Below are 11,679 nucleotides of genomic sequence, written 5' to 3' on the forward strand. Positions count from 1 at the left end.
GTATTCGGGTCTGTATAGTTGTATGAGTCGCCGCGGCGAGGAGGAAAAAACGAAGAACTTCTTCGGTGTTTCTCCTAGTCGGAAGCGGTTTTGACAGGTTTTCAATTGTATAGTGTTTCGGTTTCTTGCTTGAAGGAATTCTTGGTTGCCTGATGGTGATTGTGGAGGATTTTAGGAAAGAAACTTTGTGGTGTGAATCACGGAAATCGGATTTGCATGGCGAATGAAACGCTGGTATAGTTGATTGGGTTGCCGCGGGAACGCGGTAACAATAAAAAGAGAATGACCGTTCAGCGGTGAGGCTCCTTCGGTTGGAGGGGTTGAGGTGTTGAATCGGTGTGTTGCTTGAGAACTCAATAGTGTGCTTTGTTCAATAAAATCACCGAATTGGTGATGGAAACTGAAACTAATACCAAATATTTATTTATTTGATAATCATTGAATGGTTTCAAAAAAGTCAGCTTGAGTCACGCACCCCCGTGTGTGATTCGCTGTTTGAGATCAGGTTATCAAGCTTTTCTATTTTTTCAACGGAGAGTTTGATTCTGGCTCAGGACGAACGCTGGCGGCGTGCTTAACACATGCAAGTCGAACGATGAAGCCTAGCTTGCTAGGTGGATTAGTGGCGAACGGGTGAGTAATACGTGAGTAACCTACCTTTAACTCTGGGATAAGCCTGGGAAACTGGGTCTAATACCGGATACGACCAATCTCCGCATGGGGTGTTGGTGGAAAGCGTTATGTAGTGGTTATAGATGGGCTCACGGCCTATCAGCTTGTTGGTGAGGTAACGGCTCACCAAGGCGACGACGGGTAGCCGGCCTGAGAGGGTGACCGGCCACACTGGGACTGAGACACGGCCCAGACTCCTACGGGAGGCAGCAGTGGGGAATATTGCACAATGGGCGCAAGCCTGATGCAGCGACGCCGCGTGAGGGATGACGGCCTTCGGGTTGTAAACCTCTGTTAGCAGGGAAGAAGAGAAATTGACGGTACCTGCAGAGAAAGCGCCGGCTAACTACGTGCCAGCAGCCGCGGTAATACGTAGGGCGCGAGCGTTGTCCGGAATTATTGGGCGTAAAGAGCTTGTAGGCGGTTTGTCGCGTCTGCTGTGAAAGGCCGGGGCTTAACCCCGTGTATTGCAGTGGGTACGGGCAGACTAGAGTGCAGTAGGGGAGACTGGAACTCCTGGTGTAGCGGTGGAATGCGCAGATATCAGGAAGAACACCGATGGCGAAGGCAGGTCTCTGGGCTGTAACTGACGCTGAGAAGCGAAAGCATGGGGAGCGAACAGGATTAGATACCCTGGTAGTCCATGCCGTAAACGTTGGGCACTAGGTGTGGGGGACATTCCACGTTTTCCGCGCCGTAGCTAACGCATTAAGTGCCCCGCCTGGGGAGTACGGCCGCAAGGCTAAAACTCAAAGAAATTGACGGGGGCCCGCACAAGCGGCGGAGCATGCGGATTAATTCGATGCAACGCGAAGAACCTTACCAAGGCTTGACATATACTGGACCGCATCAGAGATGGTGTTTCCCTTCGGGGCTGGTATACAGGTGGTGCATGGTTGTCGTCAGCTCGTGTCGTGAGATGTTGGGTTAAGTCCCGCAACGAGCGCAACCCTCGTTCTATGTTGCCAGCACGTTATGGTGGGGACTCATAGGAGACTGCCGGGGTCAACTCGGAGGAAGGTGGGGATGACGTCAAATCATCATGCCCCTTATGTCTTGGGCTTCACGCATGCTACAATGGCCGGTACAGAGGGTTGCGATACTGTGAGGTGGAGCTAATCCCTAAAAGCCGGTCTCAGTTCGGATTGGGGTCTGCAACTCGACCCCATGAAGTCGGAGTCGCTAGTAATCGCAGATCAGCAACGCTGCGGTGAATACGTTCCCGGGCCTTGTACACACCGCCCGTCAAGTCACGAAAGTTGGTAACACCCAAAGCCGGTGGCCTAACCTTTTTGGAGGGAGCCGTCTAAGGTGGGATTGGCGATTGGGACTAAGTCGTAACAAGGTAGCCGTACCGGAAGGTGCGGCTGGATCACCTCCTTTCTAAGGAGCACATTTAGTTGGCCATGCTACCCGCGAGTGTCGGGTGGGTGGTTTTGCTCATGGGTGGAATGTTGGTTTTGGGTTGAGTGAAGCGCATTGTTGGGTTTTGGGGTAACACGTTGGTGTTGTTCCTGTTTTTGCCTGGCATGGTGATGATGCGAATGTTGTGTTTGTGTTGTTGTTGTGTTGTGGGTTGTTGTTTGAGAACTATATAGTGGACGCGAGCATCTTCTGGAATTTGCGTTGAATCAATGCTTTGGTGTTGGTTTGATTGTTGATTTTAGATTCTTATTTTTCTTGATTGTGTGTAAGTTATTAAGGGCACACGGTGGATGCCTTGGCATTAAGAGCCGATGAAGGACGTGTGAATCTGCGATAAGCCTCGGGGAGCCGATAACTGGGCGTTGATCCGAGGATTTCCGAATGGGGAAACCTGGCTCATCTTCATGGTGAGTTACCGCCAGCTGAATGTATAGGCTGGTTGGGGGGAACGCGGGGAAGTGAAACATCTCAGTACCCGCAGGAAGAGAAAATAAAGTAATGATTCTGTGAGTAGTGGCGAGCGAAAGCGGAAGAGACTAAACCTGTGGTGTGTGATAGCGGTTAGGCGTTGCATCATGGGGGTTGTGGGAGTCACAGTGGCAGTTCTAACTGGCTGCCGGCATGATGTTCAGGATGGTAGGTGAACGACTTGGAATGGTCGGCCGTAGAGGGTGAGAGTCCCGTAATCGAAATTGTTCTGTCCGTGGTGTGGCCACCCGAGTAGCACGGGGCTCGTGGAATCTCGTGTGAATCTGCCAGGACCACCTGGTAAGTCTAAATACTTCTTAGTGACCGATAGTGAATCAGTACCGTGAGGGAATGGTGAAAAGTACCCCGGGAGGGGAGTGAAATAGTACCTGAAACCGTGTGCTTACAAGCCGTTGGAGCCTTTTGGGGTGACAGCGTGCCTTTTGAAGAATGAGCCTGCGAGTTAGTGTTATGTCGCGAGGTTAACCCGTGTGGGGTATCCGTAGCGAAAGCGAGTCTGAATAGGGCGTTTGAGTGGCATGACCTAGACCCGAAGCGGAGTGATCTATCCATGGCCAGGTTGAAGCGACGGTAAGACGTCGTGGAGGACCGAACCCACTTCAGTTGAAAATGGAGGGGATGAGCTGTGGATAGGGGTGAAAGGCCAATCAAACTCTGTGATAGCTGGTTCTCCCCGAAATGCATTTAGGTGCAGCGTTACGTGTTTCTTGCCGGAGGTAGAGCTACTGGATGGCCGATGGGCCTTCACGGGTTACTGACGTCAGCTAAACTCCGAATGCCGGTAAGTGAGAGCGTAGCAGTGAGACAGTGGGGGATAAGCTTCATTGTCGAGAGGGAAACAGCCCAGACCACCAACTAAGGCCCCTAAGCGTGTGCTAAGTGGGAAAGGATGTGGAGTTGCTTAGACAACCAGGAGGTTGGCTTAGAAGCAGCCACCCTTGAAAGAGTGCGTAACAGCTCACTGGTCAAGTGATTCTGCGCCGATAATGTAGCGGGGCTCAAGTACACCGCCGAAGTTGTGGCAATGATCTTTTTGGATTGTTGGGTAGGGGAGCGTCGTGTAGCCAGTGAAGCTGCGGTGTAAACCAGTGGTGGAGGCTATGCGAGTGAGAATGCAGGCATGAGTAGCGAAAGATGAGTGAGAAACTCATCCGCCGGATGATCAAGGGTTCCAGGGTCAAGTTAATCTGCCCTGGGTTAGTCGGGGCCTAAGGCGAGGCCGACAGGCGTAGTCGATGGATAACGGGTTGATATTCCCGTACCGGTGAAGAACCGCCCATACTGATATTGTGATGCTAACCATGCGAAGCATGATGTGCAGGCTTTTGTTTGTGTGTTGTGTGGGTTGTGGGACCCGATCTTTGGAGGTAAACGTGTTAACAGGTGTGACGCAGGAAGGTAGCCAAGCCACGCGATGGTTGTCGTGGTCTAAGCGTGTAGGGTTGTCGGTTGTTAAATGCGCCGGCTGTGTGCCTGAGACGTGATGGGACCCTGTTTTTGGGGGATTTGGTGATCCTATGCTGCCGAGAAAAGCATCGGCGTGAGGTTTTAGCCGCCCGTACCCTAAACCGACACAGGTGATCAGGTAGAGAATACTAAGGCGATCGAGAGAATCATGGTTAAGGAACTCGGCAAAATGCCCCCGTAACTTCGGGAGAAGGGGGACCTTGAGCGTGATGGGCACTTGCTGTCTGGAGCGTGTATGGGTCGCAGAGACCAGGGGGAAGCGACTGTTTATCAAAAACACAGGTCCGTGCGAAGTCGTAAGACGATGTATACGGACTGACTCCTGCCCGGTGCTGGAAGGTTAAGAGGATTGGTTAGCCTTTTTTGGGCGAAGCTGAGAATTTAAGCCCCAGTAAACGGCGGTGGTAACTATAACCATCCTAAGGTAGCGAAATTCCTTGTCGGGTAAGTTCCGACCTGCACGAATGGAGTAACGACTTCCCTACTGTCTCAACCATGAACTCGGCGAAATTGCAGTACGAGTAAAGATGCTCGTTTCGCGCAGCAGGACGGAAAGACCCCGTGACCTTTACTATAGTTTGGTATTGGTGTTTGGTTTGGCTTGTGTAGGATAGGTGGGAGACTGTGAAGCATGGACGCTAGTTTGTGTGGAGTCGTTGTTGAAATACCACTCTGGTCAATCTGGATGTCTAACTTCGGGCCATGATCTGGTTCAGGGACAGTGCCTGATGGGTAGTTTAACTGGGGCGGTTGCCTCCTAAAGTGTAACGGAGGCGCCCAAAGGTTCCCTCAGCCTGGTTGGCAATCAGGTGTTGAGTGTAAGTGCACAAGGGAGCTTGACTGTGAGACTGGCAGGTCGAGCAGGGACGAAAGTCGGGACTAGTGATCCGGCGGTACGTTGTGGAACGGCCGTCGCTCAACGGATAAAAGGTACCTCGGGGATAACAGGCTGATCTTGCCCAAGAGTCCATATCGACGGCATGGTTTGGCACCTCGATGTCGGCTCGTCGCATCCTGGGGCTGGAGTCGGTCCCAAGGGTTGGGCTGTTCGCCCATTAAAGCGGTACGCGAGCTGGGTTCAGAACGTCGTGAGACAGTTCGGTCCCTATCCGCTGCGCGCGTTGGAAATTTGAGAAAGGCTGTCCTTAGTACGAGAGGACCGGGACGGACGAACCTCTGGTATGTCAGTTGTACCGCCAGGTGCATGGCTGATTGGCTACGTTCGGGAGGGATAACCGCTGAAAGCATCTAAGCGGGAAGCCTGTTTCGAGATGAGATTTCCTGGCACTTTGGTGTGTGAGGCTCCTTATAGATGATGAGGTTGATAGGCCGGGTATGGAAGCGGGGACTGAAGACTCGTGGAGTTGACTGGTACTAATAGGCTGAAGGCTTATTTTTTCGAGAAATTGTTGTTTGCGTTCACTGTATGGTTTTTGGATAATAACCCTGGGCTTCCTTCGGGAGGCTGAGGCTTTTTATTCGGAAGATTTTCCGTGGTTATAGCGAGAGGGAAACGCCTGGTTCCATTCCGAACCCAGAAGCTAAGACTCTTTGCGCCGATGGTACTGCACTTTTGTGGGTGTGGGAGAGTAGGTCGCCGCGGGTTTTTTATTCAAGAGGGGAAGACCTTAGAGGTCTTCCCCTCTTTTTGTGTTCCCAAAAACTCTTAGAGCGAAAGATTGCTCCTTCAAACAAAGAAGCTGAGGAGCATGGCTGGAGCCTAGGAGACAGGTCTTAGGCGGTACAGGGGACCTCTGGAAGCTGTCATAGATTCGTCCGAATGACGAGGTAGAGGGCACGGTAGAGAAAGTCTTGATACCTTAACAACAAGAGCAGTCCATACCTCTACCGAATGAGTGGAGAATACGCAAAGGAGCAACCGTCATGGCTGATGAGAAGAGCATCTACGAACGCTGGAGCGAAGAGCGCCTCGACCCGCCCCTCCCCAAAGAATGGGGACTGAACGAAGAAGACGAAGCCGAGCTGCTCTGGCCCATCTGGCCCCTCCTGTTCATGGGCGAATCCGATACCGGTCTGTACGTAGAAACCATCACCGATTATGTGATGGATGTACTCGGATTGGAATACGATGGGCAGAATGAAGACAGCAAGCTCTGGGAAAAGCGTGTAGAGGGCTACGTGGAAGAGCTCATCAAGCGTCGTCGTGCATTCGCCGCTGAGCTGGGTATTACCCCCGAGATGCAGAAGAACTCGAACCTTAACCGTGCCTTCGCAGCACTGGAAGAAGAAGGGGTTATCGCACGGCAGAACTTCACCTGTTGCGGTACCTGCGCCTCCGCAGAGATCTGGGATGAGATCGACGATAGCCGTGAATGGAAGGGGTACATCTACTTCCACCAGCAGGACGCCGAAAGCCTCGCAGAGAGCGGCGGCACCTACGTCGGGTTCGGTTCGTTCCTCGCCTACCCCAGGGACGAAAATGAATGGAACGCGCTGAGCGATGCGCAGAAGGAAGAGATCAGTGCCCTTCACAAGAAGCTCTCCGTAGAGCTCATGAAGGATACGATTATCCCTGTACTGGAGAAGCACGGCCTGAGCGTGGAGTGGAAGGGGAACTTTGACACCCGTCCGTTCATTGGGGGAGTAGAAGTCTACAACATCCCCTAGCGGTAGTGAGCCGAACCGGATGGGAGCCTTGCGGCGTATGTAGTGGGGGGAGGGGCACTTCCTAATGCTACAAAAGTTTACAGAGAAAATATGCTGAGAGCGTGAGAACACGATTCACAGCTTCTTAGACAGAGTATTAACTAGCCGATAAGGCACCCATTCGGTAGGCTAGACGGGTAGCACGGTACGTCCACACTAGAGATAAGACAGAACCTGTCCTCGAGATAGGAACTGCTCGACATGACTTTCAGCTGCTATACGCGGCAGGAAGCTGAGCTCTAGAACGCCCGGTAGAGATACAGGCGTGCCCAGCTCGGAAGAGTAGGGGTATCTGAATCTCTACCGGGCAGAAGCATACTCCCACCGAGTAGGCTAGAAGAAGTGGATGAACCGCCAACCCATATTCCCAACCAAAGGAGCAGGCATGTCGACCGACGCCCGCGAAAAAGCCCGTCAGATTGCGGCGCAGCAGGCTAAAAAGAGCCCCAGCAAGGCAAGCCGCCGTTGGCTCCAGCTCGGCGTACTCGCCGTGGTCCTCGTTATCGTAGGTATCATCGGCTTCGTTGTGGTCAACGGTAACAAGAACAACAAGATTGCGGAGAGCGGCCCCGTACCCGCCAGCGCAAACGAATACGGCGGTATCGTGCTGACCAAGGACGGAATCGTCAAGAACTCCTCCACCCAGGAGACCCGCGACTTCAAGCAGCTGGCCACCTCAACCTCCTCAGTGACCCCCATGGTCAACGGAACCGCGGCAGCCGTCAACACCCTGCCCCCGGGCGTGCAGACGGCTGAAGAGGCCGCCAAGAACGGTCAGCCCGTGCGCGTGACCATCTTCCAGGACTACAACTGCGTGCACTGTGCAGAGTTTGAGACTAAGTACGGTGAAGAAATCCAGAAGCTCGTCGAAGACGGCACTATCACCCTGGAAATCCGCAACCTAACCTTCCTGGACCGCTCCTCACCCACCGCATATTCCGCACGTAACGCGGCAGCTGCATACTCTGTGGCAAACCAGGTGAGCACCAGCAACTTCCTGAACTACCAGCGTGAGATCTTCTCACACCAGGGCACCGGCGACATGAACAACCAGCAGATCGCCGATATCGCTTCCAAATACGGCGCCTCCATTGGCTCCGACATGAACGAAGACAAGTGGCGTCCCCTTGTGGACGTGGTTAACGCCGAATCCGCAAGCAACGGTATTCAGGGTACCCCCACCGTCTTCGTAGACGGTGACCAGTACACCAGCAACGACTTCAGCGCTTTCCTCAAGAGCAAGATTGAGGCCAAGAAGAAGTAATACACCCTCGGTGGGTCCGGCAACCGGCAACGGTTGCCGGGCCTCCGGTCTTTAACCGCTCTCGAGAACTATGCGTGATGCGGAGTTTCAATGAGACACCGGTGAAGGTCGGACCATCGGCCCGTGAGACTGGCCTGAGATAAGGACGGCTAAGCGGAACCCGGGCCGGGGAATAGGGTACACTGGACGGGTTGCCTCCTTAGCTCAGTTGGCCAGAGCATCTGTCTTGTAAACAGAGGGTCACCGGTTCGAATCCGGTAGGAGGCTCTCACGATCCTGATTTGCGCCGACCACCCTCGGGCATATCAGGATTTTGTTGTAGCGATTGTCCACAGCGTCTAGGGACCCGCACCCGCACATCCACAACCCATCCGAGGAACATGTATGTCTGAGACCTCCGGAACCTCGCAGGCCCCCGCGCCTCAGGGAACCCGCCCCTCCACCCCGCGCAGCATCCGCCCGCGCGAAGCCGGCGACTACCCCCTCGAAGAATTCATCGAATCGCGGGGGTTCCGCCCCGAAATCCAGGGCCTGCGAGCCTTCGCGGTGCTACTCGTTGTGGTTTACCACGTTTGGGTGGGCAAGGTTTCCGGCGGTGTGGATGTCTTCCTGTTCATTTCCGCCTTCCTGCTCTCGCTCTCCTTCATGCGCAAGATCAACGAAGGCAAACCCCTCAAACTCTTCAACTACTGGTTGCACGTCTTCCAGCGCCTGCTGCCCGTGGCGACTGTCGTTATCGCCAGCACAACGATCGCCTCATTCTTTGTGCTTGCGCCCAGCCGCTGGTCGCAGATGATGCAGGACGCCACGAGCTCCCTTTTCTACTACCAGAACTGGAACCTGGCGTTTAGCTCCGTGGATTACTACGCCCAGAACGCCGCCGCGAAGTCACCCTTCCAGCACTTCTGGTCGCTTTCCATCCAGGGGCAGATCTTCATTATTTGGCCCCTGCTTTTTGCCGCCGTCGCCTACTTTGTGCACCGATACCGTGGGAACCTCTTCACGACCGCGGTCTTCGTCTTCAACACGGTCTTTGTTGCCTCCCTGACGTTCTCCATCGTTGAGACCAATAGCAACCAGGGTTTTGCTTACTTCGATACCCGCACCCGTCTCTGGGAATTTGCTATCGGCACCCTGCTCGCTATGCTCACCCTCAAATGGAAGGCACCCGAACGCGCACGCGTCGTGATGGGCTGGATCGGCATTGTCGGCCTGGTTACCTGCGGCGCCATCCTGCCGGTTGAGCGAGCCTTCCCCGGCTACCTGGCTCTGTGGCCCGTGTTCTCCGGTGCGCTCGTCATCATGGCCGGCAGCACCAATAGCCGCTGGGGCGTGGACCGCCTGCTCTCCTCGGCACCTCTGCAGAGCCTCGGCAATATTTCCTACGCCCTGTACCTGGTCCACTGGCCCATCCTGATTCTCTACAGCACGGCTGTGGGCACCTCTCGCGTGAACTTTATCGAGGGCGCGGTTATTATCCTGGTCTCTATCGGCCTGGCTTGGCTGCTCATCCGCTACGTGGAGAAGCCGCTGCGCTACCGTAAGGATCCCTTCGTTCCCTGGCTCATGATGAAGATGCGTTTTAAGACCGTCTTCTCCGTGAAAACCTGGGCCGATCAGGTGGCCTTCCTGCTGGCTATTTTCCTCGTGGCCGGAGGTCCTCTGCTCATCGCGCAGGCCTGGCTAACCTCGCAGAACACCGAGTCCACCCGCAACGCCGAGTTGCAGGTTCAGACCGTCAACGACAACTATCCGGGTGCGCGCGCTATCGGCGGGGCACAGCAGGGCCTCATCGATAATCCGATTCCCACCGGCGGCGATGTGAAGGCGCAGTACGAATCGCTCAGCGATACCTGCACCGGCGCCTTCGCACCCTCCGACGCTGCGCTCGCCAGCTACTGCAGCCTGCAGAAGAGCGGAGCGGACGATGCGCCGCTGACCATGATTGTGGGTAACTCCCACGCAGAGCAGGCTCTCAGCGCTTTCAAGCCCATTGCGGAACAGACCAAGACCAACCTGCAGGCCTACCTGCTCGGTGGTTGCCAGTACCCGACGAGTGCCGTGACCGCCACTCACGAATGCTCGGAGTTCAACTCCAAGCTGACCGAGGAAATCCTCAAGCGTAAGCCCCAGACCGTGGTTCTGGTTGCTACCGCGGCCCAGGCCCGTTCCAACGAGGAGAAGAGCGATCCCGCTCTGGACGAGACGGTTCACCGCCTCACCGAGGCGGGTATCCAGGTTATCGGTCTGCGCGATAACCCGCGCTTCGAGTTCAACATCTACGAGTGCGGTCAGAAGGCTGGAAGCGACAAGAGCTCCTGTGCCCGCCCGGCCAGTGAGAAGTACGCCGCCGAGAACCCCGCAAAGGAAGTCTTCGACAAGTACCGCAACCAGGGTGCTGTCATGGTGGATCTGAAGGATGTCTACTGCCCCGACGGGACCTGTAGCGCCGTAATCGGCAATATCTACGTGTACCTGGACGATAACCACGTGAGTAAGACCTACGGCCGCACCATGGCCCAGACCGTCTTCCAACGTGCTGCAGAAGGTGGCTGGCTCGTGGGAGGCAGGGTCAACCTCTAGCCTCGGCCCTAGAGTATCCCGCGCCTTGTGGAGTCCCCCGAACCGTTCAGCGGGTCGGGGGACTCTGCATTTTAACGTCATAAACCGCGCGAAAACCGCCTGCGCTTGAACGAATGGTCAGGATAGACTAACTTGGAACTTGCTTAGGCTAATCTAAGTGTGTAGACCGCGGATATGGCAGAAAGAACTCGATGAAGGAAATCACCGAACGCACCCTCAGAGTGGAGAACGTTAGCCTCGGATACGGCGAGAAGACCATCGTCAAAGACCTCTCCCTCGAGTTCCCGAAGGGCAAGATTACCGCGATTATCGGTCCCAACGGTTGCGGCAAATCCACCCTGCTACGTGGTGTCTCCCGACTGCTCAAGCCGCTTAACGGCGACTTCACCCTTGACGGCAAATCCACCCACGAGTACTCCATGAAGGGATTTGCCCGCATGGTGGGGCTGATGCCCCAGCATCCCATCGCCCCCGAAGGAATTACCGTAGCCGACCTCGTCTCCCGAGGACGCTACCCCTACCAGGGCCTCTTCAAACGCAATAGCGCCGAAGACGACGAGGCGGTTGCTTGGGCTCTAGAAGCCACCGACACTATGTCCCTCGCCGAACGACAGGTCACCGAGCTCTCCGGCGGCCAACGCCAGCGCGTCTGGATTGCCATGGCGCTCGCCCAGGAAACCGACATTCTACTGCTGGACGAGCCCACCACCTATCTTGATCTGGCGCACCAGGTGGAACTGCTCGACCTGCTTGCCGAACTCAATGAGGAGCGCGGAACGACCATGATTATGGTCCTCCACGAACTAAACCTGGCCGCCCGCGTGGCCGACTACCTGGTCGCCATGAAGGAGGGGTCTATCGTCGCTCAGGGCGAGGCCGGCGCCGTGCTGACCCGCCCCAACCTCGACGAGATTTTTGGACTCAAGGCCGAGGTCACCGATCCCTTCGATGACGGTAGCGTCGTGGTCGTCCCGCATCCGCGGGGCGCATCCATACCTGAATAAATCGCGGCGGAGGGGAAGGGGGAAGAAAACAATATCTGGGATTCCCACCCCCATCGTGGGATACTGGATAACAGGACGCACTAAGCGATGAAGCCGGTACACCGCGCG

The 11,679-nt window shown here is 55.3% G+C and carries 4 protein-coding genes, 1 tRNA gene and 3 rRNA genes; all 8 read left to right on the top strand.

Annotated elements, in window-relative coordinates; genetic code table 11:
- Nucleotides 1-527: 527 nt before the first annotated feature.
- The 8 genes from ADJ95_RS07475 to ADJ95_RS07510 all read left to right on the top strand — a co-directional run bounded on the left by ADJ95_RS07475 (nucleotide 528) and on the right by ADJ95_RS07510 (nucleotide 11,571).
- Nucleotides 528-2,055: ribosomal RNA gene (locus ADJ95_RS07475) — 16S ribosomal RNA — on the top strand.
- A 305-nt stretch (nucleotides 2,056-2,360) separates the two neighbouring features.
- Nucleotides 2,361-5,451, top strand: a 23S ribosomal RNA gene (locus ADJ95_RS07480).
- Nucleotides 5,452-5,542: 91 nt separating this feature from the next.
- Nucleotides 5,543-5,659, top strand: a 5S ribosomal RNA gene (gene rrf, locus ADJ95_RS07485).
- The 16S, 23S and 5S rRNA genes sit together here, the layout of an rRNA operon.
- 278 nt (nucleotides 5,660-5,937) lie before the next feature.
- Entirely contained in the window at nucleotides 5,938-6,681 is a 744-nt protein-coding gene (locus ADJ95_RS07490) for a DUF6891 domain-containing protein (RefSeq protein WP_049334022.1), read from the top strand.
- Nucleotides 6,682-7,105: 424 nt separating this feature from the next.
- Nucleotides 7,106-7,984 carry a DsbA family protein gene (locus tag ADJ95_RS07495; protein WP_049334023.1) on the top strand — a complete coding sequence of 293 codons (879 nt, stop codon included), beginning with the start codon at nucleotides 7,106-7,108 and terminating at the stop codon, nucleotides 7,982-7,984.
- Nucleotides 7,985-8,177: 193 nt separating this feature from the next.
- Nucleotides 8,178-8,251: transfer RNA gene (locus tag ADJ95_RS07500), tRNA-Thr, on the top strand.
- A gap of 117 nt (nucleotides 8,252-8,368) precedes the next feature.
- Nucleotides 8,369-10,567, top strand: coding sequence for an acyltransferase family protein (locus ADJ95_RS07505; protein WP_049334024.1), 2,199 nt, complete (start codon nucleotides 8,369-8,371; stop codon nucleotides 10,565-10,567).
- Nucleotides 10,568-10,758: 191 nt separating this feature from the next.
- Entirely contained in the window at nucleotides 10,759-11,571 is an 813-nt protein-coding gene (locus ADJ95_RS07510; RefSeq protein ID WP_049334025.1) for an ABC transporter ATP-binding protein, read from the top strand.
- Nucleotides 11,572-11,679 lie beyond the last annotated feature (108 nt).

Origin of the sequence: Rothia mucilaginosa (genome assembly GCF_001061665.1) — a bacterium.
Taxonomy (GTDB): Bacteria; Actinomycetota; Actinomycetes; order Actinomycetales; family Micrococcaceae; genus Rothia; species Rothia mucilaginosa_A.